This is a genomic window from Sphingomonas sp. 179-A 2A2 NHS, assembly GCF_045371305.1.
GTDB lineage: Bacteria > Pseudomonadota > Alphaproteobacteria > Sphingomonadales > Sphingomonadaceae > Sphingomonas.
Genome location: NZ_JBIQDE010000002.1, coordinates 466,147 through 493,090 on the forward strand (window position 1 = coordinate 466,147; position 26,944 = coordinate 493,090).

The window sequence follows — 26,944 nt, forward strand, 5'->3', positions numbered from 1 at the left end:
GGCGAGTCCTCGTGCGGCTCAAGTGGAAATCCAGAAGGTAGGACAACAATGGCTAAGGCTAAGTTTGAGCGGACCAAGCCGCACCTGAACATCGGCACCATCGGTCACGTCGACCATGGCAAGACCTCGCTGACGGCGGCAATCACCAAGGTGCTCGCTGAGAACGTCGCTGGTAACGCAGCGGTCGACTTCGCGAACATCGACAAGGCTCCGGAAGAGCGTGAGCGCGGCATCACGATCTCGACCGCGCACGTCGAGTATGAGACGGCCAACCGTCACTATGCGCACGTCGACTGCCCGGGTCACGCCGACTACGTGAAGAACATGATCACCGGCGCGGCCCAGATGGACGGCGCGATCCTGGTCGTCTCGGCGACCGACGGCCCGATGCCGCAGACCCGCGAGCACATCCTGCTGGCCCGTCAGGTCGGCGTGCCGGCGATGGTTGTGTTCCTCAACAAGGTCGACCTCGTCGACGACGAGGAAATCCTCGAGCTGGTCGAGCTGGAAGTCCGCGAGCTGCTGAGCTCGTACGAGTTCCCGGGCGACGACATTCCGATCATCAAGGGCTCGGCTACCTGCGCCCTCTCGGGTTCGGACCAGAAGCTCGGCACCGACGCCGTCATGGAGCTCATGAAGGCTGTTGACGAGTACATCCCGCAGCCGGAGCGTCCGCTCGACAAGCCGTTCATGATGCCGATCGAAGACGTGTTCTCGATCTCGGGTCGTGGCACGGTCGTCACCGGCCGCGTCGAAACCGGCGTGGTGAAGGTTGGTGAGGAAGTCGAGATCGTCGGCATCCACCCGGAAGTCCGCAAGACCACGGTCACCGGCGTCGAAATGTTCCGCAAGCTGCTCGACCAGGGCCAGGCTGGCGACAACATCGGTGCGCTGATCCGCGGCGTTGCTCGCGACGAAGTCGAGCGTGGCCAGGTGCTCTGCAAGCCGGGCTCGATCAAGCCGCACACCGAGTTCTCGTCGGAAGTGTACGTGCTGTCGAAGGAAGAAGGCGGTCGTCACACCCCGTTCTTCGGCAACTATCGTCCGCAGTTCTACTTCCGTACGACGGACGTGACCGGCACCGTCGAGCTGCCTGAGGGCACCGAGATGGTGATGCCGGGCGACAACGTCGCTCTGGGCATCAAGCTGATCGCGCCGATCGCTATGGACGTGGGCCAGCGCTTCACGATCCGCGAAGGCGGCCGCACCGTCGGTGCAGGCGTCGTCAGCGCGATCGCCAAGTAAGATCTTTCTCTAAGATCTAGCGGTTCGCCGCAAAGCTGCCGCCCGGCGCGCCACAAGGTGCGTCGGGCGGTTGCCTTTTAGTGAGGGCAGGGCTATTGGCCGCGCCTTCGACAGTTTCACGAACAGCAAGAGCCGCGTTCACGTGGCCCGCTCTTTCGCATCGGTAGGGATTATGGACAGCAACATCCGCATTCGCCTGAAGGCGTTCGACCATCGTGTGCTCGATCAGGCCACCGGCGACATCGCCGACACGGCCCGACGTACCGGTGCCCTCATTCGTGGTCCTATTCCCCTGCCGACGCGCATCGAGAAGTTCACGGTCAACCGTGGTCCTCACGTCGACAAGAAGAGCCGCGAGCAGTTCGAGGTCCGCACCTACAAGCGCATGCTCGACATCGTGCAGCCGACCCCCCAGACCGTCGACGCGCTGATGAAGCTCGACTTGGCCGCGGGCGTTGACGTTGAGATCAAGCTGGCGTAATGGCCCGCATCCCGCGGTTGACGTGAGTCCCGCGGGTTTGTCGTTCCCGTGGTGAGGGAATGGTTGGGAAGCCCCGGGGGCCCCTGACAAGCAAGAGATACCGCCAGTCGCTCGCGGCTGGGACAGCGTCTCCCGTCTGCTTCCGCGAGGAAGCGACCAGCCCGGGACGGGGGCACGTTTCGCATTTTCCGGGCTGAGGGATCTCGTCAAAGGCGTTCTTTGATGGGGTCCCGAAACGATGCCTCCTTCCAGGGGGTGTCACAAGCACCTTGGGGATGGGCCTCAGGGTGCCTCTGTTGAGGAGCTACGGATCATGCGTACCGGCGTGATCGCGAAGAAGATGGGCATGACCCGCCTGTTCCAGGACGACGGCCGCCACGTGCCCGTCACCGTCCTGCAGCTGGAAGGGCTTCAGGTCATCTCTCGCCGCGAAACAGAACGTGATGGCTATACGGCCGTCCAGCTTGGTGCAGGCGTCGCCAAGGCAAAGAATGTCGCCAAGCCGCAGCGCGGCCACTTCGGCAAGGCCGAAGTCGAGCCGAAGGCGATCGTCCACGAATTCCGCGTCAGCGAGGACAACCTCCTCGACGTCGGCGCCGAGATCGCTGCCGATCACTTCGTCACCGGCCAGTTCGTCGATATCCAGGGTCGCACCCAGGGTAAGGGCTTTGCCGGCGCGATGAAGCGCTGGAACTTCGGCGGTCTGCGCGCGACGCACGGCGTGTCGGTCTCGCACCGTTCGCACGGTTCGACCGGTAACCGCCAGGATCCGGGCCGCGTCTTCAAGAACAAGAAGATGGCCGGTCACATGGGTGATCGTAACCGCACGCAGCAGAACCTCGAGATCGTCGGCACCGACGTCGAGCGTGGCCTCATCTTCGTGAAGGGCTCGGTGCCCGGCTCGAAGGGTGGCTGGCTGTTCGTCAAGGACGCCGTGAAGCTGAAGCCGCATGCCGGCGCACCGCGTCCGGCCGGCCTGAAGGCTGCCAATAGCAACAACGCAGCGGCTGCTCCGGCAACCGAAGCGACCGACGGCCAGGAGGGCTGAACGTGAAGGTCAAGGTTTCCTCCTTCGATGCCAAGGCGAGCGCCGCGGACGTCGAGCTGTCGGACGAGGTCTTCGGCCTCGAGCCGCGCGCCGACATCCTGCATCGCGTCGTCACCTGGCAGCTCGAAAAGCGTCGCGGCACCGCCCGCGGCACCCGCGAGCGTTCGGACGTCGCACGTTCGGGCAAGAAGCTCGGTCGCCAGAAGGGCGGCGGTGTGGCGCGTCACGGCGATCGCCGCGCTCCCGTCTTCATCGGCGGCGGTAAGGCTCACGGTGCCCGCGTTCGCGACTTCAACCCGTCGCTGAACAAGAAGGTTCGTGCGCTCGGCCTGAAGATGGCGCTTTCGAGCCATGCCAAGGCCGGCTCGCTGATCGTGCTCGACGGTTTCCAGGTCGCCAAGACCAAGGAACTGAAGGGCCACTTCGAGGCGCTCAACGTTGGCAAGCGCACGCTGGTCATCGACGCCGAGACGGCCGAGGGCTTCCGCGCCGGCTACAACCTGCCGGGTGTGGATCTGCTCCCTGCGGTTGGCGCCAATGTCTATGACATCATCAAGGCCGATACGCTGGTGCTGACCCGCGCTGCGGTCGAGAAGCTGGAGGCTCGCTTCAATGGCTAAGCAGCAGCAGAAGGCGATCGACAACCGTCACTATGACGTGATCGTCGCGCCGCACATCACCGAGAAGTCGACCCTTCTCTCCGAGCAGAACGCCGTGGTGTTCAAGGTCGCGCAGAACGCGTCCAAGCCGGAGATCAAGGCGGCGGTTGAAGCGATCTTCGACGTCAGCGTCGTTGGCGTGAACACCATCGTCCAGAAGGGCAAGACGAAGCGCTGGAAGGGCAAGCCCTATTTCCGGTCGGACATGAAGAAGGCGATCGTCACGCTCAAGGATGGGCAGACGATCGACGTCACCGAGGGGGCCAAGTAAGATGGCACTCAAGCATTATAACCCGACCAGCCCCGCGATGCGCGGGCTGGTGCTGATCGACCGGTCGGGCCTGCACAAGGGCGCGCCCGTCAAGGCGCTGACCGAAGGCAAGCGCAAGACCGGCGGTCGCAACAACAAGGGTCACGTGACCAGCCGCGGCATCGCGGGTGGCCACAAGCAGAAGTATCGCTACATCGACTTCAAGCGTCGCAAGTGGGACGCCGAGGGCACGGTTGAGCGGCTCGAGTATGACCCGAACCGCACGGCGTTCATCGCGCTGATCAGCTACGCCGACGGCGAGCAGGCCTACATCATCGCGCCGCAGCGCCTGAATGTCGGCGACAAGATCATCGCCGGCAAGAAGACCGACGTGAAGCCGGGTAACGCCATGGAGCTGGGCCAGGTCCCGGTCGGCACCATCGTCCACAATGTGGAGATGAAGCCGATGAAGGGTGGCCAGATCGCCCGTTCGGCCGGCACCTACGTGCAGGTCGTCGGTCGTGACCGCGGTCTCGTGATCGTTCGCCTGAACTCGGGCGAGCAGCGTTACCTGCGCAGCGACTGCATGGCGACGGTTGGCGCGGTGTCGAACCCCGACAACCAGAACCAGAACTTCGGCAAGGCGGGCCGTAGCCGCTGGATGGGCAAGCGTCCGCTTACCCGTGGCGTCGCGAAGAACCCGGTCGACCACCCGCACGGCGGCGGTGAAGGCCGCACTTCGGGCGGCCGTCATCCGGTCACCCCGTGGGGCAAGCCGACGAAGGGTGCGCGCACCCGCCACAACAAGGCGACGGACAAGATGATCATCCGCAGCCGTCACGCGAGGAAGAAGTAATGGCTCGCTCCGTCTGGAAGGGTCCGTTCGTGGACCTTCACCTGCTGAAGAAGGCAGAGGTGGCGCAGGACCAGAATGGCCGCTCGGGTCCGATCAAGACCTGGTCGCGTCGTTCGACCATCCTGCCGCAGTTCGTCGGTCTGACGTTCAATGTCTACAATGGCCGCAAGTTCGTGCCGGTGTCGGTGAACGAAGAGATGGTCGGCATGAAGCTGGGTGAGTTCGCGCCGACGCGCTACTTCCCGGGTCACGCCGCTGACAAGAAGGGCAAGCGCTGATGAGCAAGCCTCAGTCCCCCCGCAAGGTCGGCGAGAAGGAAGCCCTCTCGGTCGGCACGCAGATCCGTGGTTCGGCGCAGAAGCTGAACCTGGTCGCGGGTCTGATCCGCGGCAAGAAGGCCGGCGACGCGATGAACATCCTGGCCTTCTCGAAGAAGGGCATGGCGGTCGACGCGCGCAAGGTGCTCGCCTCCGCGATCGCCAACGCCGAGAACAACCACAACCTTGACGTCGATGCACTCGTCGTCGCCGAGGCGTCGGTCGGCAAGTCGATCACCATGAAGCGGTTCGCCACGCGCGGCCGCGGCAAGTCCACCCGCATCCTCAAGCCGTTCTCGCGGCTGCGGATCGTCGTGCGTGAGCAGGAAGAAGCCTAATGGGTCATAAGAGCAACCCGATCGGTCTGCGCCTGCAGATCAACCGCACCTGGGACAGCCGCTGGTACGCCGACGGCGCGGACTATGGTCGCCTGCTGCTGGAGGATCTCAAGATCCGCCAGTACATCCTGAAGACGCTGCCGCAGGCAGCGATCTCCAAGGTGGTGATCGAGCGTCCGGCCAAGCTGTGCCGCATCTCCATCTTCGCTGCACGCCCCGGCGTGATCATCGGCAAGAAGGGCTCGGACATCGAGAAGCTGCGCAAGACGCTCGGCTCGATGACCTCGTCGGATGTGTCGCTGAACATCGTCGAGATCCGCAAGCCGGAAGTCGACGCGAAGCTCGTCGCGCAGGGGATTGCCGACCAGCTCGAGCGTCGTATCGCCTTCCGCCGCGCCATGAAGCGTGCGGTGCAGTCGGCGATGCGCCTGGGTGCCGACGGCATCCGCGTGGCCTGTGGTGGCCGCCTCGGCGGCGCCGAGATCGCGCGTTCCGAGAGCTATCGCGAAGGCCGCGTTCCGCTCCACACGCTGCGTGCGAACATGGACTATGCCGAGGCGCAGGCCCACACCGCTTACGGCGTGTGCGGCGTCAAGGTCTGGATCTTCAAGGGTGAGATCCTGGGCCATGATCCGACGGCGACCGATCGCCTGATGATGGAGGCCCAGACCTCCGGCGTGCGCCCTGCGCGCGATGACCGCCGCTAAGGAGTAGAAGAAGTGCTGCAACCAAAGCGCACCAAGTTCCGCAAGGCGTTCAAGGGCCGCATCAGCGGCGACGCCAAGGGCGGTACCGCGCTCAACTTCGGGTCGTACGGCCTGAAGGCGATGGAGCCGGAGCGCATCACCGCGCGGCAGATCGAGGCGGCTCGCCGCGCGATCACGCGTCACATCAAGCGCCAGGGTCGCCTCTGGATCCGCGTGTTCCCGGACGTGCCCGTGTCGGGCAAGCCGGCCGAAGTCCGCATGGGCTCGGGTAAGGGCTCGCCGGAATTCTGGGCGGCTCGCGTCAAGCCGGGCCGTATCCTGTTCGAGCTGGACGGCGTTCCCGGGCCGCTCGCTGCCGAGGCGTTCGAGCGCGCGGCAATGAAGCTGCCGATCAAGACCAAGGTCGTGGCGCGCCTCGGCGACACGTCGCACCTCGGAGGCGAGTAAGATGGCGAAGACTGACTACAACGGCCAGAGCGACGATCAGCTCGTCGAGGCGTTGGGCAACCTGAAGCGCGAGCAGTTCAACCTGCGCTTCCAGGCGGCGACCAACCAGCTCGAGAAGCCGAGCCGCGTGCGCGAAGTCCGCAAGGACATCGCCCGCATCAAGACCCTGCAGGCGCAGCGTTCCGCTGCCGCCAGCAAGTAAGAGGACCACAGCAATGCCGAAGCGCGTGCTGACCGGGCTGATCGTCTCCGACAAGGGCGACAAGACGGTGGTCGTGAACGTTGAGCGCAAGGTGAAGCACCCGCTCTACGGCAAGATCATCCGCCGTTCGAAGAAGTATCACGCCCATGACGAGGCGAACGAGTACAAGCAGGGCGAGACCGTGCGGATCGAAGAGACCGCGCCGATCTCCAAGCTGAAGACCTGGAAGGTCGTCGATCGGGTGAACACCCATGCGACGCCGGAGCGGGTCGAGATCGACGAGCCGGCGTCGGCGTAAGCCGCCGCTCGGCACGTAGACCAGGGCCTCGCGCCAGTATCGGCCAGGGTCCGGCATCCGCCGGAGACCAGTCGAGGGGCACGAGGAAGCGACGGCAGGAATAGGCAGCGCACCACGGGGCATTGCCTTTCTCCTGCGGAGCGGCTAACGGGCCGCTCCCCCTGGACGCGGAATGCTCCGCGCCCGGGGCGTTTTTTTAGGCGGGGCTGGGTCGGTATCCACCCCATCAGAGAGAAGGAAGCGGATCGATGATCCAGATGCAGTCCAATCTCGACGTCGCTGACAACAGCGGCGCGAAGCGGGTACAGTGCATCAAGGTGCTTGGTGGTTCCAAGCGCCGCACGGCCAGCGTCGGCGACATCATTGTCGTGTCGATCAAGGAAGCTCAGCCGCGTGGCAAGGTGAAGAAGGGTGACGTGCATCGCGCCGTCATCGTGCGCACCGCCAAGGACATTCACCGTGCGGACGGCTCGACCATCCGTTTCGACGGCAACGCCGCCGTGCTGGTCAACAAGAACGAGGAGCCGATCGGCACCCGTATCTTTGGCCCGGTGGTGCGTGAACTTCGTGGCAAGAAGCACATGAAGATCATCTCGCTGGCTCCGGAGGTGTTGTAATGGCTGCCGCGAAGATCAAGAAGGGCGATCAGGTCATCGTCCTGTCCGGCAAGGACAAGGGCAAGACGGGCACCGTCACCGCCGCCATGCCGAAGGACGGCAAGGTCGTCGTGTCGGGCGTCAACGTCGCGACCCGCCACGCCAAGCCCACCCAGCTGAACCCGCAGGGTGGCCTGCAGCGCTTCGAAGCGCCGCTCCATGTGTCGAAGGTCGCGCACGTGACTGCCGACGGCAAGCCGACGCGCGTCCGTTTCGAGACGCAGGACGGCAAGAAGGTCCGCGTCGCGGTCAAGACCGGGGAGAAGATCGATGGCTGATGGCTACACGCCGCGCCTGCGCAAGCTGTACGACGAGTCGATCGCCAAGGCGATGACCGAGAAGTTCGGCTACAAGAACGCACTCGAGATCCCGCGGATCGAGAAGATCGTGCTCAACATGGGCGTCGGTGAGGCGACCCAGGACAAGAAGCGCGTCGAGCAGGCCGCTTCCGAAATGGAGCTGATCGCGGGCCAGAAGCCGGTGATCACCAAGGCGAAGAAGTCGATCGCGCAGTTCAAGCTGCGTGAAGGCATGCCGATCGGCGTGAAGGTCACGCTGCGTCGCGAACGCATGTACGAATTCCTCGATCGCTTCATCACCATCGCGCTTCCGCGTGTCCGCGACTTCCGCGGCCTGAACCCGAAGAGCTTCGATGGACGCGGCAACTATGCCTGCGGTCTGAAGGAGCAGATCGTGTTCCCGGAAATCAACTATGACCGCATCGACAAGGTGCGCGGCATGGACGTGATCGTCACTACCACCGCCAAGACCGACGAGGAGGCGCGCGAGCTGCTTCGCCTGTTCGGATTCCCGTTCCCGCGGGACGAGGCGGAAGAAGAGAAGAAGGCGGCGTGAGCCCCTTGGCAACGAACTGAACGAGAGAGCTTAAGTCCATGGCGAAACTGAGTTCCGTGAACAAGAACGAGCGTCGCAAGAAGCTCGTGAAGCAATATGCCCCGAAGTGGGCGAAGCTGAAGGCAACGGCGAACGACAAGTCGCTCGACGAGACCGAGCGTCTCATCGCGCGCCTCAAGATGGCCGAACTTCCGCGCAATTCGAACCCGACCCGCGTCCGCAATCGCTGCGAAATCACCGGCCGGCCGCGCGCTTACTATCGCAAGTTCCGTCTTGCCCGCGTGATGCTGCGCGATCTGGCCAACAAGGGCCTGATCCCCGGTCTGACGAAGTCGAGCTGGTAAGGACACCAAGATGGCAGTGACCGATCCCCTGGGTGACCTGCTCACCCGCATCCGCAACGGCCAGCGCGCACGCAAGGACAGCGTCGTGTCGCCGGCGTCGAAGCTGCGGACCCGCGTGCTCGACGTGCTTCAGCGCGAAGGCTACATCCGTGGCTATAGCGAGGAAGATATGGGCCCCGTGAAGGGCGTCCGCATCGAGCTCAAGTATTTCGAGGGCCAGCCGGCGATCAAGCATGTCGCCCGCGTCTCGAAGCCTGGTCGTCGTATCTACAGCGGCTCGCAGAGCCTGCCGCGTGTGATGAATGGCCTTGGCATCACGATCGTCTCGACGCCGCGTGGCGTGCTCTCGGATGCCGAGGCACGCGAGCAGAACGTCGGCGGCGAAGTGCTGGCGGAGGTGTTCTGATGAGCCGCATCGGCAAGAAGGCAGTCACGGTTCCGGCCGGTGTCACTGCCACGATCGAGGGCAAGCAGCTGACCGTGAAGGGCCCGAAGGGTACCCTCGGTCTCACGCTGCGCGACGAGATCAAGTACACGCTCGAGGACGGTGGCATTTCCGTGCAGCCGGCGAACGACTCCAAGCAGGCGCGCGCCTTCTGGGGGATGCAGCGTACGATGGTGCAGAACCTGGTCACCGGTGTGACCGAGGGCTTCACCAAGAAGCTGCTGATCACCGGCGTCGGCTATCGCGCCGCTGCGCAGGGTCGCAAGCTCAAGCTGCAGCTCGGCTACAGCCATGATGTCGACATCGACGTGCCGGAAGGCATCGAGGTGAAGACCCCGGATCAGACCACGGTCGAGATTTCGGGTGCCGACAAGCAGAAGGTTGGCCAGCTGGCCGCCGAGATCCGCCGCTGGCGCAAGCCCGAGCCGTACAAGGGCAAGGGCATCAAGTACGACGGCGAGTTCATCTTCCGTAAGGAAGGAAAGAAGAAGTGACCAAGGGCCTTTCGCTTTTCGAGAAGCGGCGTCGCCGCAACCGTACGGCGCTTCGTGCGCGCAGCGGCGGCCGTCCGCGTCTGTCCGTGCATCGCTCGGGCAAGCACATCTACGCTCAGGTGATCGACGACGCACAGGGCCGCACGGTCGCTGCTGCCTCGACGCTCCAGGGCCACGAAGGTGCGACGTCGAACGTCGATGCTGCCAGTGCCGTTGGCAAGCGCATCGCCGAGGCGGCGAAGGCTGCCGGCGTCACGCAGGTCGTGTTCGACCGTGGCGGCTTCCTCTTTCACGGACGGGTGAAGGCGCTGGCGGAAGCCGCGCGCGAAGCCGGACTGGAGTTCTAAGACATGGCTGACGAAAACAACGCGCCGGAAGCGGTGCAGCAGGACGCAGCTCCCGCCACCAACGACGCGCCGCAGGGCGGCGGTTACGCCGGTGGCGGCGGTGGCGGTCGCGGTCGCGGCGGTCCGGGTGGCGGTCGTGGCCGTGGTGGCCCCGGTGGCAATCGTGGCGGCCGTGACGGCGGTCGTGGTCGTCGTGACGACCGCAACCGTGATGACGGTGGTGAGGAGCTGATCGAAAAGCTCGTTCACATCAACCGCGTGTCGAAGACGGTGAAGGGCGGTAAGCGCTTCGGCTTCGCAGCGCTCGTCGTCGTCGGTGACGGCAAGGGCCGCGTCGGCTTCGGTCACGGCAAGGCGCGCGAAGTGCCGGAGGCGATCTCCAAGGCCACTGCCGCTGCCAAGAAGGCGATGGTCCGCGTGCCGCTGAAGGAAGGCCGCACGCTGCACCATGACGTGAACGGCCACTTCGGTGCCGGCCGCGTCACCGTTCGCTCGGCGCCGCAGGGCACAGGCATCATCGCGGGTGGCCCGATGCGTGCCATCTTCGAATCGCTCGGTGTCGCCGACGTGGTGACCAAGTCGGTCGGTACGTCGAACCCGTACAACATGATCCGCGCCACGTTCGAGGCGCTGAACAACCAGACCTCGCCGAAGGCGGTTGCCCAGCGTCGTGGCAAGAAGATCGCCGACCTGCTCGGCCGCGGTGGTTCGCAGACCGCCGAGGCGGACGCTGCGGCCATCACGGAGTAAGCCGACATGGCAACCATCAAGGTGAAGCAGACCGGATCGCCGATCCGTCGCACCAAGGACCAGCGTGCAACGCTGATCGGCCTTGGCCTCAACAAGATGCACCGTGTTTCGGAGCTCGAGGACAGCCCCGAGGTCCGCGGCATGATCCGCAAGGTGCAGCACATGGTCGAGGTTCAGGACTGAGCGTCCTTGCCTGACTAGTGACAAACACGGGGGAGGGGGCTAAGCGGCCCCCTTCCTTTTTATCAGCGCGACAAAAGCGAAAGCGAGTGCACACATGAAACTGAACGAACTGCGGGACAACGAAGGCGCCCGTCATCGCAAGATCCGCGTCGGCCGCGGCATCGGCTCGGGCAAGGGCAAGACCGGCGGTCGTGGCCAGAAGGGTCAGAAGAGCCGTGAGGGCGTGTCCATCGCGGGCTTCGAGGGCGGTCAGATGCCGCTCCACATGCGTCTGCCGAAGCGCGGCTTCAACAACATCTTCGCCAAGGATTATGCCGAGGTGAACCTGGGCGCGATCCAGAAGGCGGTCGACGCAGGCAAGCTGACCGGCACCGACATCGACCATGCAGCGCTGAAGGCCGCAGGCCTTGCGCGCGGTGGCAAGGACGGCGTTCGTCTCCTCGCCAAGGGCGAGATCAGCGCGAAGCTGAACTTCACCGTTGCCGGCGTCTCGGCCTCGGCGCGTGAAGCGATCGAGAAGGCCGGCGGTTCGGTCAACGTGATCGAAGTCGTCGCTGCTGGCGAGAAGGCTGCCGCGAAGAAGGGCAAGACCCGCGAAGCGCGCCTGGCCGACAAGGCTGCCAAGCAGGCCAAGTAAGCCATAGCTGCCGCCCCGGCGCCATGCCGGGGCCCAGTTACGGGCCGCTCGCGACTGGGTTCCGGCCTCGAGCCGGAGCGGAATTTGCTCGCTAGGTTAGACAAGCCTTCGAGCGAGACTATATGAGCGGCGGGGCGGGGCGTTAGACCTTCTCCGCCGTTTTTCGTTTCCGAAGGCACCGACGTACGATGGCATCCGCAGCCGACCAGATGGCGCAAAACATCAGCCTCGCGAAATTCGCGCAGGCGACCGATCTCAAGAAGAGATTGTGGTTCACGATCGGTGCGCTGATCGTCTTCCGCCTGCTCAGCTATGTGCCGCTTCCCGGCATCGACCCGACCGGCCTCGCCGCGCTCGCGCGTCAGACCCAGGGCGGCGTGCTCGATTTCTTCAACACCTTCTCGGGTGGTGCGCTGGAGCGTGCCTCGCTGATCGCGCTGGGCGTGATGCCGTACATCACGGCCTCGATCGTCGTTCAGCTCGCGACTTCGCTGTCCCCGCAGCTTGCGGCGATCAAGAAGGAGGGCGAGAGCGGTCGCAAGAAGCTCAACCAGTACACGCGCTATGGCACGGTGCTGCTCACCGCGATCCAGGGCTATGTCATTGCGACCGGCCTCGAGGCGGGCGGTGCGGTGGTCGAGCCGGGCATGCTGTTCCGCGTCGCCGCGGTCATCTCGCTGATCGGCGGCACGATGTTCCTGATGTGGATCGGTGAGCAGATCACCAGCCGCGGCATCGGCAACGGCATCTCGCTGATCATCATGGCGGGCATTGTCGCGCACCTGCCGACGACGATCGTCAACCTGCTCGAGGGCGGCCGCACCGGCTCGATGAACCCGGCGGTCCTGCTGGCGATCATCGTCGCGGTGGCTGGCCTCGTGCTCTTCATCTGCTTCATGGAGCGCGCGCAGCGCCGCATCCTGATCCAGTATCCCAAGCGCCAGACGCAGCGCGGGATGCAGGCCGATCGCAGCCACCTGCCGCTGAAGATCAACACCGCCGGCGTGATCCCCCCGATTTTCGCCTCGTCGCTGCTGCTGCTGCCGCTGACGATCACGCAGTTCGCCGGCACCGCCGTTTCGGGCGAGAGCTGGTGGGGTGACACGATCATCAGCCTCAACCAGTATCTGCAGCACGGCAGCCCGCTGTACATGTTGCTCTACGGCGCCGGCATCATCTTCTTCTCGTTCTTCTACACCGCGGTGGTCTTCAACCCGGAGGAGACGGCGGAGAATCTGAAGCGCTATGGCGGCTTCGTGCCGGGCATCCGTCCGGGCAAGAACACCGAGGTCTATTTCGATTACGTGCTGACGCGCATCACCGTCATCGGTGCGGCGTATCTGGCCTTCATCTGCCTGGTGCCGGAATATCTCGTCTCGGCGCTGTCGATTCCCTTCTATCTTGGCGGCACGAGCTTGCTCATCGTCGTCAACGTGACGATGGACACGGTCACGCAGATCCAGTCGCACTTGCTGGCCCACCAGTATGGCGATCTGATCAAGAAGGCGAAGCTGAAGGGTGGCCGCCTGCGCTGAGTGGCGCTAGCGGTCGAACGGGGAGGGCGTTTTTTCCGTGAACATCATTCTTCTTGGGCCGCCGGGAGCGGGCAAGGGCACCCAGTCCGAACGACTCGTGGCCGAGCGCGGCATGGTGCAGCTGTCGACTGGTGACATGCTGCGCGCCGCGGTGAAGGCGGGCACGCCGGTTGGGCTCCAGGCGAAGGCCGTGATGGACGCGGGCGAGCTCGTTTCCGATGCGATCGTCTCGGCGCTGATCGGTGAGAACCTCGATCGTCTGGGCCCGGGGCAAGGTGCGATCTTCGATGGCTATCCCCGGACCGCCGCACAGGCGGACGCGCTGGATCTGCTGCTCGACGAGCGCGGTCGATCGCTCGATCACGTGATCGAGCTTGAAGTGAACGAGGATGCGCTGGTCGAGCGCATCGTCGGCCGCTTCACCTGTGGCAATTGCGGTGCTGGCTATCACGACCGGTTCAAGCAGCCGAAGGTCGAGGGCACCTGCGACGTCTGCGGCAGCCATGAATTCAAGCGCCGTCCGGACGACAACGAGGAAACCGTGCGCACGCGCATGACCGAATATCGCGCCAAGACCGCGCCGATCCTGCCGATCTACGAGGCGCGCGGGTTGGTGCGCCGGGTCGATGGCATGGCAGACATCGCCGAGGTCACGCGCTCGATCGAGTCGATCCTCGATGGCGCTGCCTGATTGCTTGCTGCCGCCCTGGCGAGTGTCAGGGCGGCGAATATTTGGTCGCCGCCACGCTGCGATCAATCCGTTGCTGCGGGAACCGATCGCTTGACACTGCGTTCGCCCGCGCCTAGTTGAGCCCCCTTCCAACACCCCGGTCACCGGCAGCGTTGTCAAACGCTTGCCGTTTTCCTGCGTGGTGGAGCGTCATGCGACGAGATGGGGTGCGTGTACCATGCCGCACCCTGTGGAGCACGAGGAGATAGAAGTTCATGGCACGTATCGCGGGTGTTAACATCCCGACCAACAAGCGCGTTCTGATCGCGCTTCAGTACATTCACGGCATCGGTCCGGCCAAGGCCAAGGAAATCACCGAGAAGCTGGAAATCGCTCCGGAGCGCCGGGTGCAGGACCTGACCGATCAGGAAGTGCTCCAGATCCGCGAGGCGATCGACGCCGGCTACACCGTGGAAGGCGATCTTCGTCGTCAGACCGCGATGAACATCAAGCGCCTGATGGATCTCGCCTGCTACCGTGGCCTGCGCCACCGCAAGGGCCTGCCGGTCCGCGGCCAGCGCACGCACACCAATGCGCGCACCCGCAAGGGCAAGGCGAAGCCGATCGCAGGCAAGAAGAAGTAAGCTTCGCGCTTCTTCTTCGGTCGAGGGGCTGGTTGCAGGCACGTTGCCTCCCGGCCTCCGCTTGAAACAAAGGTCAGGATTACCAAATGGCACAGGCACCGCAGCGTATTCGCCGTCGCGAGCGCAAGAACATCACCGCCGGCGTGGCGCACGTCAACGCCAGCTTCAACAACACCATGATCACCATCACCGACGCGCAGGGCAATGCCATCAGCTGGTCGTCGGCCGGCATGATGGGCTTCAAGGGCTCGCGTAAGTCGACCCCTTATGCTGCCCAGGTCGCAGCCGAGGACGCGGGCAAGAAGGCCGCCGAGCACGGCGTGCGTACGCTCGAGGTTGAGGTGAAGGGTCCGGGTTCGGGCCGCGAGTCGGCGCTTCGCGCGCTGCAGGCGGTCGGTTTTCAGATCACGTCGATCCGTGACGTGACCTCGATCCCGCACAACGGTGTGCGTCCGTCGAAGCGCCGCCGCGTCTGATGCTTCCGGCGCCCGGCTGACGAGCCGGTGCGCTTTTTACTCCCGGCCGGACGTGCCCCTGTCCGGCCCAACATCAGGGGACACGAGCCTTGTCCGTCAACGCAAAGAACTGGCAGGAACTTAAGAAGCCCAACGCGCTCGAGAAGAAGGGCGGCGACGGCAAGCGCAAGTCGACCTTCGTCGCCGAGCCGCTGGAGCGCGGTTTCGGTCTGACCCTCGGCAACGCGCTGCGCCGCGTGCTGCTGTCGAGCCTGCAGGGCGCCGCCGTCACCTCGATCAAGATCGAGAACGTGCTGCACGAATTCTCGAGCCTCGCAGGTGTTCGTGAGGACGTGACCGACATCGTCCTCAACGTGAAGCAGATCGCGCTCAAGATGCAGGGCGAAGGCCCGAAGCGTCTGCAGCTTTCCGCGACCGGCCCGGCTGAAGTGAAGGCTGGCGACATCGCCGTCTCGGGTGACATCGAGGTGATGAACCCCGAACTAGTGATCTGCCACCTCGACGAAGGCGCGACGCTCAACATGGAGCTGACCGCCGACACCGGTAAGGGCTACGTCCCGGCCACCGTGAACCGCCCGGCCGACGCGCCGATCGGCCTCATCCCGGTCGATGCGCTGTACTCGCCGGTACGTCAGGTCAGCTACAAGGTCGACCCGACCCGCGTCGGTCAGGATCTGGACTACGACAAGCTGACGCTGACCGTCGAGACCGACGGCACCGTCACCCCGGAAGACGCGCTCGGTTACGCCGGTCGCATCCTTCAGGACCAGCTGTCGCTCTTCGTCCACTTCGACGATTCGGCGGTTTCGCGTTCGGCACCGGTCGGCATTGCCGCTCCGACGCCGGCTGGCGAAGTCGCCAGCGACACGCAGCAGATCAACCGTTACCTGCTCAAGAAGGTCGACGAGCTCGAACTGTCGGTCCGCTCGGCCAACTGCCTTAAGAACGACAACATCATCTATATCGGTGATCTCGTCGGCAAGACCGAGGCGGAAATGCTGCGCACCCCGAACTTCGGCCGCAAGTCCTTGAACGAGATCAAGGAAGTGTTGTCCTCGATGGGCCTGCGTCTTGGCATGGAAATCCCGGGCTGGCCGCCTGAGAACATCGAAGAGATGGCCAAGAAACTCGAGCAGGAAATCATGGGCTGATCCTGCACCGGCGCAGCATGGCTGCGCCGGAGACAGGACAGGCCCGGCCGGCGGGTCGGCAACGCCGATCCCGACCGACGACGTGGCTTCGCCACGTCGGACCGGCGAAAAGTTTCCGGGGCCCCGGCACAATGCCGGGGTGACGTACACAGGGTGGCCCACACGTCCCACCTGGTCCGGGGTACCTCATACGGCCCCCGAACGAACGAGAAGGACATACCATGCGTCACCGTGTAGGCGGTCGTAAGCTTCAGCGTACCTCGGCACATCGCGCCGCGCTGTTCCGCAACATGTCGGCCGCGCTGATCAAGCACGAGCAGATCACCACCACGCTTGCCAAGGCGAAGGAACTTCGCCCGTACATCGAAAAGCTGATCACGCTGGGCAAGAAGGGCGGCCTGTCGAACCGTCGTCTCGCGCACGCCCGTCTGCTTGACGATGCGCAGCTGGTGAAGTTGTTCGACGTGCTGGCGCCGCGCTATGCCGGCCGTAACGGCGGTTACACCCGCGTCATCAAGGCCGGCATCCGCGCGTCGGACGCGTCGCCGATGGCGATCATCGAGTTCGTCGATCGCGACGTCTCGGCGAAGGGCCAGGATTCGGGCCCGGTGATGACCGACGAGGACTTCGACGTCGCTGCCTGATCCGGCACGAACGTTAAGATCCACGAGAGGCCGCGTTCCCCACCGGGAGCGCGGCCTCTTCATTTGTCCGGCGTCTGTCGCTACAGGCGCGCGATGGAACACCCCGACAGCATCTTGATCGTCGATTTCGGCAGCCAGGTGACCCAGCTGATCGCACGCCGCGTGCGCGAGGCCGGCGTCTACAGCGAGATCGCGCCCTTCCAGTCCGCCGCCGAAGCGTTCGAGCGGTTGAAGCCCAAGGGCGTCATCCTGTCGGGCGGTCCCGCCTCCGTCGTCGATGACGGCAGCCCGCGCGCCCCGCAGATCGTGTTCGAAAGCGGCGTTCCGGTGCTGGGCATCTGTTACGGCCAGCAGGTGATGAACACCCAGCTCGGCGGGCGAGTCGAGAAGGGTTATTCGGGCGAGTTCGGCGAAGCCTTCGTCGAGGTGGAGACGGGCTGCGGGCTGTTCGACGGCCTGTGGCGCGAAGGCGAGCGGCATCAGGTGTGGATGAGCCACGGCGATCACGTTGCCGAGCTTGCCCCCGGCTTCGTCCCGGTCGCCACGTCGCCCGGTGCCCCGTTCGCCATCACCGCGGACGAGAGCCGCCGTTTCTACGGCATGCAGTTCCACCCGGAGGTCGCGCACACCCCCGACGGCGGACGGCTGATCAAGAACTTCGCGCGCCACGTCTGCGGTCTCGCCGGCGACTGGACGATGGCCGAGTTCCGCGAAACCAAGATCGCGGAGATCCGCGAGCAGGTCGGCAAGGGCCGGGTGATCTGCGGACTTTCGGGCGGCGTCGATTCGGCGGTTGCCGCAGTGCTGATCCACGAGGCGATCGGTGATCAGCTGACGTGCGTGTTCGTCGACCACGGCCTCATGCGCGCAGGCGAAGCCGATCAGGTCGTCAGCCTGTTCCGCGGCCATTACAATATTCCGCTGGTCCATGTGAACGCCGAGGCTTTGTTCATGAACGGCCTCGCCGGTGTCACGGATCCCGAGGCCAAGCGCAAGTTCATCGGCAAGACCTTCATCGAGGTGTTCGAGGCCGAGGCGAAGAAGATCGGCGGGGCCGAGTTCCTCGCGCAGGGCACGCTTTACCCGGACGTCATCGAAAGCGTCAGCTTCACCGGCGGGCCGTCGGTGACGATCAAGAGCCACCACAATGTCGGTGGCCTTCCCGAGCGCATGAACATGAAGCTCGTCGAGCCGCTGCGGGAATTGTTCAAGGACGAGGTGCGCGATCTCGGCCGGGAGCTTGGCTTGCCGGACGTGTTCGTCGGTCGCCACCCGTTCCCTGGGCCGGGCCTCGCGATCCGCATCCCGGGCGAAGTCACCAAGGAGCGCTGCGACATCCTGCGCAAGGCAGACGCGATCTACCTGGAGGAGATTCGCAACGCCGGGCTCTACGATGCGATCTGGCAGGCTTTCGCGGTGCTGCTGCCGGTCCGCTCCGTCGGCGTGATGGGCGATGGCCGCACCTATGACAGCGTGCTGGCGCTGCGTGCCGTCACCTCCACCGACGGCATGACGGCGCAGGCGTTCGAATTCCCGGGCGGCTTCCTTTCCCGCGTCACCACGCGGATCATCAACGAGGTGCGCGGCATCAACCGGGTCACCTACGATTATACGTCGAAGCCGCCGGGCACCATCGAGTGGGAGTAAGCGTTGCGATGGTCCTGCAGCCATCGTCCAGTTGAAACGCGGGAGCTTCTGACATGAGCACGACGCGACCTGCTGGACGCCCGGTTTCCATGCTGCGGGCCTTTCTCGACAATTCGGCGTCGGGCGGACTGGTATTGATGGGTGCCGCCGCGCTGGCGCTGCTGGTCGCCAATTCGCCTGCCGCACCGCTCTATTTCGGCGCGCTGCACGCGTATCTCGGTCCGCTCAGTGTCACGCACTGGATCAACGATGGGCTGATGGCGCTGTTCTTCCTGCTCGTCGGGCTGGAGATCAAGCGGGAGGTGCTCGACGGCCAGCTTTCCAGCTGGAGCAGGCGCCTCCTCCCGGGTGCCGCGGCGATCGGCGGCATGGTGGTGCCAGCGCTCATCTTCCTCGGCTTCAATATCGACAATGCGGAAACGGCGCGTGGCTGGGCGATCCCCTCGGCGACCGACATCGCCTTCGCACTCGGCGTGCTCTCGCTGCTCGGCGATCGTGTGCCGACCTCGCTCAAGGTGTTCCTGACGGCGCTGGCGATCATCGACGATCTCGGCGCCGTGGTGATCATCGCACTGTTCTATTCCGGCGATCTGTCCGTCGGCCATCTCGCCGGCGCCGGCCTCGTCACGGCCGTACTGATCGGGCTCAACCGCTTCGGCGTGCTTCGCCTGACGCCCTACCTGATCCTCGGCGTTCTGCTTTGGTATCTGGTGCTTCGCTCCGGTGTTCACGCCACCATCGCCGGCGTCGTGCTTGCGCTCACCATCCCGCTGCGCCGCGTTCTCGGCCGGCCGGACGAGATGGACCATTCGCCGCTCCACCGGCTGGAGCATCACCTGCATGGCTGGGTCACCTTTCTGATCGTCCCCATCTTCGGCTTCGCCAATGCCGGCGTTTCCTTCGCAGGGGTTTCGCCTGCGGTGCTGACCGATCACCTGACGCTCGGCGTCGCGCTTGGCTTGCTGGTCGGGAAGCTGGTCGGCGTGTTCGGCAGCGCGTCGCTGCTGATCAAGGCGGGCGTCGCGGACATGCCGGCGGGCGCCAGCGGCTTCCAGTTGCTCGGCGTATCGCTCCTGTGCGGCATCGGCTTCACCATGAGCCTGTTCATCGGCCTGCTCGCCTTCGCCGATGATCCGCTGCTGCAGGAAGAGGTGAAGATCGGGATCCTCGTCGGATCGCTTGTCGCGGGTCTCGCCGGGTGGATCGTACTCCGCATCGCTCGCCGCGAGCAGTACCCCGCCGCCTGATCCGGCGCGGAAAATCCGAGAGGCCTGACCGTCACTCCGGCCTCGAGCCGGAATCCCGCTTGCGCATCGGCGCCGGTTTTCAGACGGCACCAACCAGTCGCCCTCCGCGCCCCCCCTCAAGCTCAGGTCTCAGCCGAGCGCGATACGCGCCGATCAGCCGCTCGGCCCAGGACTCCGGCGACAGCGCCACGTCCGGCATTCGCTGATACCCCGCCACGCTCGCTGTCCAGCAGCGAACGTCATCATCGAACAGCGTCCGTATCGCCGCCGCAAAGGCGCCGGTGTCGCGCGGCGCCACCGCCAACCCGGCGCCTGCGCGCACGATATCGCCCGCCAGAAAGGCGGTATCATTGGCGATGACCGGCAGTCCGCTCCATAGCGCCTCGACTGCCACCAACCCGAACGGCTCGGGATAACGGCTCGGCATCACCAGCAGCCGCGCCCCGCGTGCAATCCTCGCGATTTCTTCAGGCCCCCGTCGCCCCATGAAGCTTACCTCGGGATATTCCCGCGCCAGTTGCTCGCGCATTACGCCATCGCCGATCATCCGCAGCTTCACGCCCGCCGCCCGGCACGCGCGCACGGCGAGGTCGGGCCCCTTCGTTGCCTCCAGCCGCCCGACGAACAGCACCTCATCATTGTCCTCCGCCGCGATCCGCGTCTGCGTCCACGCCGTCACCGGATTGGGGAGGGTGTGGATGCGCTCGGTTCCGATGCCCGCACGCATCAGGAAGGGGCGCATCGCCTCGTGAATCGCCAGCACCGGGGGTGACTGGCGCGGCTGATAATAACGCCGCTGGACAGCCTGCCGCGCGACCCGCCACAATTTGTGCGCATAATGCCGCCGGTCGCAATTCGCCGTGACACAGGCCGTGCTCATCGGCGTCAGCGGGCAGATCCTCCCGCTCTTCAGAAATGCCTGGCTGCCATTGGGGCAGGTGAGGAAGAAGTCGTGCGCCGAAAGCACCAGCCGATCCTCCACCGGGCGAAGTGCTTTGAAGACGCTTGGCGACAGGATCTGCGCCCAGCCGTGAAGGTGATAGACGGTGCGCGGCGTATCGTTCGTGGCGATCCAGCGCCCGATCATTGCCTCCGCCGCAGCATTGTACAGCCCGCCGATCATCGCCGTCGCCTTACCAGCCGCTTCCAGCCGCTTCTGCCCCAGAGCGACCACCTCGACCCCCGCGCCGACCAGTGCGTCGTTCCGTCCATCATCGCCGCAGATGAAGGTGACGGGCATGTCGCGCGCGCGGAACAGCTGTGCGGAAAGCAATGCCAGCGCAGTCGCACCGCCCATCGGCTGTGCGATGTCGTTCAGGATCACGATCCGATCGATCATGCCGCCGCCACCGCCAGACGAAGCGTGCGCCCCAGCTCGGCGATGCTGACGCTTGCCTCGTCGAGCAGCCGTTCGTGGCGGACAGGTTCGATCCCCTCCGCCGCCGCCAGGTTGACCAATGCGACCATCACCGCCGCATCGACGCCGGCGGTATCCACCATGAAGTCGCTTCGATCCGAGAGCGCGAAGAAGCTGTCGAGCTTCGGATCCCACCTCAGGCCGATCGGCGGCACCTTGCAGGAATAGGCTGCGATGCACGCATGCATGCGGTGCGCGATCACCACGGTCGCTTGCGATAGCTCGGCCACAAGATCGGCCGGCCGTGCGAACGCTGGCACCGCGCGGACAATCCCCGGGGCGGCAAGCTTGCTCCATGATCCTTGTTGGCGATCCAGATAGGCGCGGTCCTCGGGGCTGCCGTTGGTGAACAGCGCCACCTCCCAGCCGTCCGTTGCGAGTGCCGCGATCGTCGCGCCATACCAGGCACCAAGCGCTTCATCCCCGCCGGCCGCGCCGCCGTGGTAACGAACCGCCAGCGGGTTGGTGATGCACAGCGCGACGCGGCGCCGAGACGCCCTGTTTTCCGGCAATGTGTAGCAGCGTGCGGCAAGCAGTCCCGGATCACGCGCGATGTCAGCCGGACGGATGCCACGTTCGCCGAGCCGCCGGTTCCAAATCTCCTGCGACCGCTCATCACGCACCGCGATCGCCGCGATCCGTGCTTCCCCCAACGCACGCGTAAACAGGCGCTGGCCGGTCGAACTCCAGTTGTCGGCCACGCCCACCGCATGGACGGCGACCGGCAGTGCGCGCTTCCGAGCCTCTGCGAGTCCCGAGGCGATCTTCACCGGGAAGTTGAGATCGTCGTCGGCAAACAAATTGCCCCCACCGATGACGGCAGCGTTGCATGAAGTCAGCGCCATCCTGAACGCCGGGCGCAGCTTGGCGCGCGACAGCATGCTCAGCACCGTCAGCGCCGCGGCGCGACGCAGCGGCTGGGGTAGCCATTCCAGCGTGCGCATCGCTGCCGCACGATGGCGGCCATGGCGATCGTACTTGGTGCGGCCGGCCAGATCGATCGGGATCAGCTCGATGCAGGGGTGATGACGCCGAAGCTCGCACTCGAGACATTCCGCCAGCAGTCCGTCGCCCAGGTTCGGGCTGTATTTCACGTTGAGGATAGCGACCTTCACGCGCGACTCCGGTTGCGTTCGCCTCTGCGCCCCCCAGGCGCCGACCGGTGGATGCTGACCGCCTGTCTATCGCAGCGAGCGCACGGATAATGGCCAGATTGCACCATCCCGGATTTACAAGATCCCGGCTGCACCAATTTCCATGCTTGAGAAGGAGTTGATCGATGGATTGAACTTCGGCGCGTGGAGCAGGCGTGCGCCTCGCTCAAGGTCATGGCGCGGCATCGATACGCGGGATCGGAGAAAGAGCAGCGATGCGACCGGTGATGTTCTACTGCGGGGATTTATGTAATCTTGGCGACCTTGCACTGTTGCTGCAAAACCTCGAGCATCTGCCGTCCGGATCGGTCGCGTACGTCCGCCGCTGGAACCCGCTGCCCCCGGAAATCGTGCGCCAGGTGAACGCTGCCGGCGGCCGGCTGGTCGACGGGCGCGGCATCCTCTCCTTCATTCGGCTCGCCTCGACGTGCGACGTGGTGATTGGCGGTGGCCAACTCGTCCGCGACAACGTTTCGCTCGCCAGCCTGATCGCGCAATATGCCGGCGCGCGCGCCGCACGGGCGCGGGGCGGGCGGGTGACGACGCGGGGCCTCGGCGTCAGCGCGCTCCGCGACCCGCGCCGCCGGACCATCTGGCGTGCCCTGCTGCGTCTGGCGGAGGAGGTGCGCGTGCGCGACTCCGCCTCTGCCGCGAACGCCATCGCATTGGTCGGCAAAGAACGAGTGCGGCAGACGGCAGACGCGGCATTCATGCCCGGCCGCCTTAACCAGCGCGCCGGGAGCGAGCCGCAGGCGCGCGATCGGATCATCATCGCACCTTGTATCGATCGCAGTGAGGATCGGGCCACCACCGCGGCGTCGATCACTGACATTGTAAACGCCGCACGCGCGCAGCGGCCGGCTGATCAATTGCTGTTCGCGTGCCACGATCCGCGACCGGGAATGGATCGGGATGCCGCCGAACAGCTGATAAGCGCCTCCAGGCTTGAAAGCGCGAGGATCAGCGCGAGCTATGATCTTGACGCTCTGCTCAGCGAGTATCGGCATGCCTCATTGGTGGTGACCAATCGTCTTCACGCGATCATCTTCGCGTTGCTGTCCGGCTGCGCAGTCGTGGTCCTGGACGATGGCAACGCCAAGACGCAATTCATTGCCGAGCGTTTCGGTCTTCCGCTGCTCGCCGGGGATGCCGGATCATACATCGCGAAGGCGGTCGAAAGCGCCCTGAACTTCGACGCCGCGTGCCGACGCGGTCATCTCTCGGACATGTCGACTTTAGCAGCCGCCAATTTCGCATGAATGTCGCGTGACATCGGGCAGTTATCGGTGCAATTCCGTACAAAATAAGCGGCATTAGGTATTTCACCGCAACAAAGCTAAAGAAGCAAGAGTGAGGCAGGGGCAAGATGCATAAATTGTGTATCTATCCGTAGCGGACGAGGATCTCGTAAGAAGGGGGTCGGATACTCCCAATCACGATGATAATGCGTGCCGGTGATCCGGAGGAACTATGGGCGGCGATAGGGCCGTTCTTCTGGTCACCTAACCGGGAGAGTATCGATGGCAGTTTCACTTGATGTGACCACTCCAACCACGACGGATAATGACCCGACGCCCACGGGCTATGCGACGGTTACCGGACAAAGCACCGGCAAAGTCGCCGGCTCCGATGCTGCAGAGCGGGCGACGCTGAATGACCTCATGCAGGACAAGGACAAGGTCATCAACCTGGGTGGCGGTGACGACGTATTCGTCTTCGGGCCGAACACTCCGAATGTCGATCTGAACGGCGTCGTCAAGATGGGTACTGGCTTCGACCGGGTATTTCTCAACTACCGCGTCGAGGACTTCGTCTTCACCACCCGTTCGGATGGAGGGATCAAGATCCAATATCTTGCCGACGCCGACGGCAAGGGTGATGCAATAACCTTCTATGATGCGGAACAGTTCACGTTTCGCAACGTCGATCGAGCGACTGGCATCAATTACACCTCGATCACCTATACCTACGACGAGTTGTACGCGCTGGTGACAGCGGCACAGGCGGCGCAGGTTTAACGCACCTGCCATGGATAAGGTCGCGGGAAGGCCGGTCGAGCAAGAGTTCGGCCGGTCTTCTTGATTGTATCCGGGCTTATGAAAGACTTGCGCGTCAGAGAAATGCTTCCGATGTGAACGGAACTCGCAGGCACGGACATTGATCAACGCCCGGCCGTCCAACACAATAACCTGATTATACCAGCAGCAACACAACAGTGACTCGCGGCGGCAGCGCCTCGCGGGATTGGGGAGCCGTGATGTATCTGACTGCTACAGGGGCATCGGCCGCTGCCGCGCAGGGCCGCGGCTCCGCTGCACCACATTTTGATAGCGTCGTTACGCGTGCGATGGATGTAGTGGCGGCGCTCATCGCGCTCGTCTTCTTCCTTCCGCTGATGCTGATCATCGCGCTGCTCATCTATGCCAGCGATCCGGGCCCTGTGCTCTTCGCACACCGGCGCGTCGGGAAAGGGGGGCGCCATTTCCGCTGCCTCAAGTTCCGCAGCATGGCGGTGGACGCCGAGGCGCGCCTGGCGGAGCTGTTGGCGAACGATCCGGCGGCCCGCGCGGAGTGGTCGAGGGACCATAAGCTGAAGCGCGATCCGCGGATCACCACTGTCGGGAGCTTCCTGCGCAAGAGCAGCCTCGACGAGCTGCCCCAGCTGTTTAACGTGTTGCGCGGCGAAATGGGCTTGGTCGGCCCCCGCCCGATCGTGGATGCGGAGGTCGATCGCTACGGTCGCTACTTCAGCCACTATTGTAGCGTGCGCCCAGGGATCACCGGTCTGTGGCAGATCAGCGGGCGGAACGACGTCTCATACCGCCGTCGAGTCGCCTTTGATGTCGCCTACAGCCGCTCCCGCTCCGCCCTGATGGATGCCAAGATCCTGGCTCTGACCATCCCGAGTGTCGTTTTCGCGCGTGGGTCCTACTGAGGCGCTTTCAATCCAACCCTCTCAGCCCAGGATGAGATGATACAGGCCGGCCCACAGCAGCGCGGACAGGCCCGCTGCGTTGATCATCGCGGAAAGATGCAGGTCGGAGCGGGGCTTGGGATGCAGCTTCAACTGAGCGCCACTTTCGCGGCGCTCGACACGTGCATTGCGACGCACAGCGCCTGCGGCCAAGGTGCGCATCAGCCATCCTCTCTTATTGTTCTCGGCTAACAGAAACGTCGCCGCATTTGCTCTGTTCCGACTCGGTGAGGTGCAGTGAGAGGATAGCGCGTGGTCATCTCTTCTACGTGACGTCTGTTCGATAATCGCAAGCGCGTCGCCCGAACTTTTTCACGTATTTTGTGTAAAAAAGGTGGCTGAAGAGTCGGGCGCAAAACCGTATATTCCTCACCCATCCACGAAAATTGTACTTCAAATTCGGGTGGGGGACGTCCTCGATCTCTACAAGTCTCGGCAGCGGTCAAGATCCGCCAGAACACTCCAGCATCGGAGAGACCTAGCTCATAATCATCGTTTCCTCAGCAACTCGCCTTGATCTCCGCTTTCGCCCGGTCATAGGATCATCCGATATCGAGCGAAAAGCTCTGCCGCGAACCGGAGATTAACGCCTGATGGGTATTGGTCGCAGCAGCGAAGGGAAAGAGACTATGCCGCTTGCTGCGACGATCGACCTGCTGGACCGCGAATTGAGCGACCGTGCGACGCGGGTCAGCGTCGAGCGCGGTTCGACGCTGCGGGACGAAGGCGGCGCCCCACACGAGGTGCTCGTGCACGATCTCTCGCGCACCGGTTTTCGCTTTTCCTCGTCGTCCCACATCCCCGTCGGCGCATCGGTCCGCTTGGGTCTCGCTGGTCCCGGATCGGCGAATGCCCGTGTCGTCCGGCGCGACGGGGACGATCATGGCTGCGAGTTTCACTGGCCGCTCACCGCAGCGCAACTCGACTCCGCTTTTACCTGTGCCGAGGTGTCAGGCATCACGCCGGGAGACGAAATGGGCGTCGACGATCCTGGGCGCCGCTGGCCGCGGATGGTCCGCTTGGCAATCTTCGTGATCGGTGGCGCCGCCGCCTGGGCGGCAGTGTTCGGGCTGGTAAAGGCACTCGCCTGAGGTCTCGGCCCTGAACGCGTCAGGACCGAAGCGTCAGAAATAGCGTTCCCCCACCCGGATCGTGTCCCCCGGCATCACGCGTATCGGCGTGTCCCGCAAGGTGACGGTCCGTTCCGCCTCCTCGCCGCGCTGCACGAAAACGCGCTTCTGGTTCGCGCGATACGTATACCCGCCGGCAGCGGCGATGGCCTGCTCGATCCGCATGCCGTTCACATAAGGATATTCGCCGGGCCGATTGACCTCGCCCAGGATGTAATACGGGCGATAGTTCAGCACCTCGGCCGCGACCCGTGGTTCATTGACATAGGTCTTGAGCTTACCCGCGATTGCCGCAGCTACTTGATCAGCCGTCAGGCCCTTCGCATCGACGGAGCCGATCAATGGGAATGCAACGGTGCCCAGCGCCGAGATCGCGTAATCGCCGCTCAGCTTTTCCTCATTATAGACGTTGATCCGCAACTTGTCGCCCGAATCCAGCATGTAGCCGCTTGGACGACTATTTGATGAGGCAGTAAGTGGCGGCGGAGTCTGGCCGCACGCGACAAGTGCTGGGGCAACGCAACAGCTAGTCAGCAAGATCACGGTCTTCCACATGCCACCATCCTCCATGTTATCGCCTGCGCCTCATCTGTGCGGATGATCGCTGCGGGTGATCGTCACCACAGCGTTAGCTTGCGCAGCGCGCGATCAGTTTCGATTTAGCTTCACTTCGGACGCAGTCGTCGCGCCGCGATC

38 protein-coding genes are annotated in these 26,944 nt (G+C 64.3%); 34 read left to right on the forward strand and 4 right to left on the reverse strand.

The genetic code is table 11. From position 1 onward, the window contains the following. The first annotated feature begins 48 nt into the window (after window positions 1-48). The 30 genes from tuf (at window position 49) to nhaA (ending at window position 19,573) form a co-directional block, all read left to right on the forward strand. Entirely contained in the window at window positions 49-1,245 is a 1,197-nt protein-coding gene (gene tuf / locus ACH0AE_RS05490; RefSeq protein WP_294444137.1) for an elongation factor Tu, read from the forward strand. Window positions 1,246-1,417: 172 nt separating this feature from the next. Continuing rightward, window positions 1,418-1,726 (forward strand): 30S ribosomal protein S10, encoded by a 309-nt coding sequence (rpsJ, locus tag ACH0AE_RS05495; RefSeq protein ID WP_066776796.1) that lies wholly within the window; start codon window positions 1,418-1,420, stop codon window positions 1,724-1,726. A 313-nt stretch (window positions 1,727-2,039) separates the two neighbouring features. Beyond that, window positions 2,040-2,774, forward strand: a complete 735-nt coding sequence (gene rplC / locus ACH0AE_RS05500; protein ID WP_406875520.1) for a 50S ribosomal protein L3 — start codon at window positions 2,040-2,042, stop codon at window positions 2,772-2,774. Between the two features lie 2 nt (window positions 2,775-2,776). Beyond that, on the forward strand, window positions 2,777-3,394 hold the full coding sequence (gene rplD / locus ACH0AE_RS05505) for a 50S ribosomal protein L4 (RefSeq protein WP_294444135.1): 618 nt from the start codon (window positions 2,777-2,779) through the stop codon (window positions 3,392-3,394). Continuing rightward, entirely contained in the window at window positions 3,387-3,704 is a 318-nt protein-coding gene (locus ACH0AE_RS05510) for a 50S ribosomal protein L23 (protein ID WP_227770952.1), read from the forward strand. Before rplD ends, ACH0AE_RS05510 begins: the two co-directional genes overlap by 8 nt. Before the next feature lies 1 nt (window position 3,705). After that, window positions 3,706-4,539, forward strand: coding sequence for a 50S ribosomal protein L2 (rplB, locus tag ACH0AE_RS05515; RefSeq protein ID WP_227770951.1), 834 nt, complete (start codon window positions 3,706-3,708; stop codon window positions 4,537-4,539). Next, window positions 4,539-4,817, forward strand: coding sequence for a 30S ribosomal protein S19 (gene rpsS / locus ACH0AE_RS05520; RefSeq protein WP_085810277.1), 279 nt, complete (start codon window positions 4,539-4,541; stop codon window positions 4,815-4,817). Before rplB ends, rpsS begins: the two co-directional genes overlap by 1 nt. After that, entirely contained in the window at window positions 4,817-5,194 is a 378-nt protein-coding gene (rplV, locus tag ACH0AE_RS05525) for a 50S ribosomal protein L22 (protein WP_227770950.1), read from the forward strand. The genes rpsS and rplV overlap by 1 nt, the downstream gene beginning before the upstream one ends. Then, a complete protein-coding gene (rpsC, locus tag ACH0AE_RS05530; RefSeq protein ID WP_294444134.1) occupies window positions 5,194-5,901 on the forward strand; it encodes a 30S ribosomal protein S3 in 708 nt (235 codons plus the stop codon). The genes rplV and rpsC overlap by 1 nt, the downstream gene beginning before the upstream one ends. A 12-nt stretch (window positions 5,902-5,913) precedes the next feature. Next, complete coding sequence (rplP, locus tag ACH0AE_RS05535; protein WP_066776779.1) at window positions 5,914-6,348, forward strand: 50S ribosomal protein L16; 435 nt, start codon at window positions 5,914-5,916, stop codon at window positions 6,346-6,348. Window position 6,349: 1 nt separating this feature from the next. Continuing rightward, the gene (rpmC, locus tag ACH0AE_RS05540) at window positions 6,350-6,550 is read left to right on the forward strand and encodes a 50S ribosomal protein L29 (protein WP_294444132.1); all 201 of its coding nucleotides are present in this window, start codon (window positions 6,350-6,352) and stop codon (window positions 6,548-6,550) included. A 13-nt stretch (window positions 6,551-6,563) separates the two neighbouring features. Further along, on the forward strand, window positions 6,564-6,848 hold the full coding sequence (rpsQ, locus tag ACH0AE_RS05545; protein ID WP_046408562.1) for a 30S ribosomal protein S17: 285 nt from the start codon (window positions 6,564-6,566) through the stop codon (window positions 6,846-6,848). A 248-nt stretch (window positions 6,849-7,096) separates the two neighbouring features. Next, window positions 7,097-7,465, forward strand: coding sequence for a 50S ribosomal protein L14 (gene rplN / locus ACH0AE_RS05550; RefSeq protein ID WP_017979484.1), 369 nt, complete (start codon window positions 7,097-7,099; stop codon window positions 7,463-7,465). Further along, window positions 7,465-7,782 (forward strand): 50S ribosomal protein L24, encoded by a 318-nt coding sequence (gene rplX, locus ACH0AE_RS05555; protein WP_294445084.1) that lies wholly within the window; start codon window positions 7,465-7,467, stop codon window positions 7,780-7,782. Before rplN ends, rplX begins: the two co-directional genes overlap by 1 nt. Continuing rightward, complete coding sequence (gene rplE / locus ACH0AE_RS05560) at window positions 7,775-8,359, forward strand: 50S ribosomal protein L5 (protein ID WP_406875521.1); 585 nt, start codon at window positions 7,775-7,777, stop codon at window positions 8,357-8,359. The genes rplX and rplE overlap by 8 nt, the downstream gene beginning before the upstream one ends. Window positions 8,360-8,397: 38 nt before the next feature. Continuing rightward, the gene (gene rpsN / locus ACH0AE_RS05565; RefSeq protein WP_231021864.1) at window positions 8,398-8,703 is read left to right on the forward strand and encodes a 30S ribosomal protein S14; all 306 of its coding nucleotides are present in this window, start codon (window positions 8,398-8,400) and stop codon (window positions 8,701-8,703) included. 10 nt (window positions 8,704-8,713) lie between these two features. Then, a complete protein-coding gene (rpsH, locus tag ACH0AE_RS05570) occupies window positions 8,714-9,109 on the forward strand; it encodes a 30S ribosomal protein S8 (protein ID WP_046408570.1) in 396 nt (131 codons plus the stop codon). Continuing rightward, window positions 9,109-9,642, forward strand: a complete 534-nt coding sequence (rplF, locus tag ACH0AE_RS05575; protein ID WP_294445081.1) for a 50S ribosomal protein L6 — start codon at window positions 9,109-9,111, stop codon at window positions 9,640-9,642. The genes rpsH and rplF overlap by 1 nt, the downstream gene beginning before the upstream one ends. Beyond that, window positions 9,639-9,989, forward strand: coding sequence for a 50S ribosomal protein L18 (rplR, locus tag ACH0AE_RS05580; protein WP_227770943.1), 351 nt, complete (start codon window positions 9,639-9,641; stop codon window positions 9,987-9,989). Before rplF ends, rplR begins: the two co-directional genes overlap by 4 nt. Window positions 9,990-9,992: 3 nt before the next feature. Beyond that, a complete protein-coding gene (rpsE, locus tag ACH0AE_RS05585; protein ID WP_294445080.1) occupies window positions 9,993-10,739 on the forward strand; it encodes a 30S ribosomal protein S5 in 747 nt (248 codons plus the stop codon). A gap of 6 nt (window positions 10,740-10,745) precedes the next feature. Further along, complete coding sequence (gene rpmD, locus ACH0AE_RS05590; RefSeq protein WP_046408576.1) at window positions 10,746-10,922, forward strand: 50S ribosomal protein L30; 177 nt, start codon at window positions 10,746-10,748, stop codon at window positions 10,920-10,922. Between the two features lie 94 nt (window positions 10,923-11,016). Next, window positions 11,017-11,559 carry a 50S ribosomal protein L15 gene (gene rplO / locus ACH0AE_RS05595; RefSeq protein WP_294445079.1) on the forward strand — a complete coding sequence of 181 codons (543 nt, stop codon included), beginning with the start codon at window positions 11,017-11,019 and terminating at the stop codon, window positions 11,557-11,559. A 188-nt stretch (window positions 11,560-11,747) separates the two neighbouring features. Beyond that, the gene (gene secY / locus ACH0AE_RS05600; protein ID WP_294445078.1) at window positions 11,748-13,094 is read left to right on the forward strand and encodes a preprotein translocase subunit SecY; all 1,347 of its coding nucleotides are present in this window, start codon (window positions 11,748-11,750) and stop codon (window positions 13,092-13,094) included. Window positions 13,095-13,131: 37 nt separating this feature from the next. Then, entirely contained in the window at window positions 13,132-13,785 is a 654-nt protein-coding gene (locus tag ACH0AE_RS05605; protein WP_294445077.1) for an adenylate kinase, read from the forward strand. Window positions 13,786-14,039: 254 nt separating this feature from the next. Beyond that, on the forward strand, window positions 14,040-14,408 hold the full coding sequence (gene rpsM, locus ACH0AE_RS05610) for a 30S ribosomal protein S13 (protein ID WP_406875523.1): 369 nt from the start codon (window positions 14,040-14,042) through the stop codon (window positions 14,406-14,408). 86 nt (window positions 14,409-14,494) lie between these two features. After that, window positions 14,495-14,884 (forward strand): 30S ribosomal protein S11, encoded by a 390-nt coding sequence (gene rpsK, locus ACH0AE_RS05615; protein ID WP_019516037.1) that lies wholly within the window; start codon window positions 14,495-14,497, stop codon window positions 14,882-14,884. 89 nt (window positions 14,885-14,973) lie between these two features. Next, window positions 14,974-16,035, forward strand: coding sequence for a DNA-directed RNA polymerase subunit alpha (locus ACH0AE_RS05620; protein ID WP_406875524.1), 1,062 nt, complete (start codon window positions 14,974-14,976; stop codon window positions 16,033-16,035). Between the two features lie 221 nt (window positions 16,036-16,256). Then, window positions 16,257-16,679 carry a 50S ribosomal protein L17 gene (gene rplQ, locus ACH0AE_RS05625; RefSeq protein WP_406875525.1) on the forward strand — a complete coding sequence of 141 codons (423 nt, stop codon included), beginning with the start codon at window positions 16,257-16,259 and terminating at the stop codon, window positions 16,677-16,679. A gap of 93 nt (window positions 16,680-16,772) precedes the next feature. After that, the gene (guaA, locus tag ACH0AE_RS05630) at window positions 16,773-18,326 is read left to right on the forward strand and encodes a glutamine-hydrolyzing GMP synthase (RefSeq protein WP_406875526.1); all 1,554 of its coding nucleotides are present in this window, start codon (window positions 16,773-16,775) and stop codon (window positions 18,324-18,326) included. A gap of 53 nt (window positions 18,327-18,379) precedes the next feature. Further along, window positions 18,380-19,573, forward strand: coding sequence for a Na+/H+ antiporter NhaA (nhaA, locus tag ACH0AE_RS05635; RefSeq protein ID WP_294442364.1), 1,194 nt, complete (start codon window positions 18,380-18,382; stop codon window positions 19,571-19,573). Window positions 19,574-19,652: 79 nt separating this feature from the next. On the opposite strand, the gene ACH0AE_RS05640 is transcribed toward nhaA, so the two are convergent. Further along, window positions 19,653-20,912, reverse strand: a complete 1,260-nt coding sequence (locus ACH0AE_RS05640) for a glycosyltransferase family 4 protein (RefSeq protein WP_294442365.1) — start codon at window positions 20,910-20,912, stop codon at window positions 19,653-19,655. Then, window positions 20,909-22,105, reverse strand: a complete 1,197-nt coding sequence (locus ACH0AE_RS05645) for a polysaccharide pyruvyl transferase family protein (RefSeq protein WP_294442366.1) — start codon at window positions 22,103-22,105, stop codon at window positions 20,909-20,911. Before ACH0AE_RS05645 ends, ACH0AE_RS05640 begins: the two co-directional genes overlap by 4 nt. 254 nt (window positions 22,106-22,359) lie before the next feature. Here ACH0AE_RS05645 and ACH0AE_RS05650 point away from each other — a divergent pair, with 254 nt between their 5' ends. From ACH0AE_RS05650 to ACH0AE_RS05660, 3 genes are all read left to right on the forward strand, one after another. After that, window positions 22,360-23,403, forward strand: a complete 1,044-nt coding sequence (locus tag ACH0AE_RS05650; protein ID WP_294442367.1) for a polysaccharide pyruvyl transferase family protein — start codon at window positions 22,360-22,362, stop codon at window positions 23,401-23,403. 261 nt (window positions 23,404-23,664) lie between these two features. Beyond that, window positions 23,665-24,162, forward strand: a complete 498-nt coding sequence (locus tag ACH0AE_RS05655; RefSeq protein ID WP_294442368.1) for a hypothetical protein — start codon at window positions 23,665-23,667, stop codon at window positions 24,160-24,162. A 239-nt stretch (window positions 24,163-24,401) separates the two neighbouring features. Then, entirely contained in the window at window positions 24,402-25,079 is a 678-nt protein-coding gene (locus ACH0AE_RS05660; RefSeq protein WP_406875527.1) for a sugar transferase, read from the forward strand. A 21-nt stretch (window positions 25,080-25,100) separates the two neighbouring features. On the opposite strand, the gene ACH0AE_RS05665 is transcribed toward ACH0AE_RS05660, so the two are convergent. After that, window positions 25,101-25,280: a hypothetical protein gene (locus ACH0AE_RS05665; RefSeq protein WP_294442369.1), complete on the reverse strand. Its 180-nt coding sequence runs from the start codon at window positions 25,278-25,280 to the stop codon at window positions 25,101-25,103. A gap of 467 nt (window positions 25,281-25,747) precedes the next feature. Here ACH0AE_RS05665 and ACH0AE_RS05670 point away from each other — a divergent pair, with 467 nt between their 5' ends. After that, on the forward strand, window positions 25,748-26,209 hold the full coding sequence (locus ACH0AE_RS05670; protein ID WP_406875528.1) for a PilZ domain-containing protein: 462 nt from the start codon (window positions 25,748-25,750) through the stop codon (window positions 26,207-26,209). A gap of 33 nt (window positions 26,210-26,242) precedes the next feature. On the opposite strand, the gene ACH0AE_RS05675 is transcribed toward ACH0AE_RS05670, so the two are convergent. Next, complete coding sequence (locus ACH0AE_RS05675; protein WP_406875529.1) at window positions 26,243-26,818, reverse strand: polysaccharide biosynthesis/export family protein; 576 nt, start codon at window positions 26,816-26,818, stop codon at window positions 26,243-26,245. Between the last annotated feature and the right edge of the window lie 126 nt (window positions 26,819-26,944).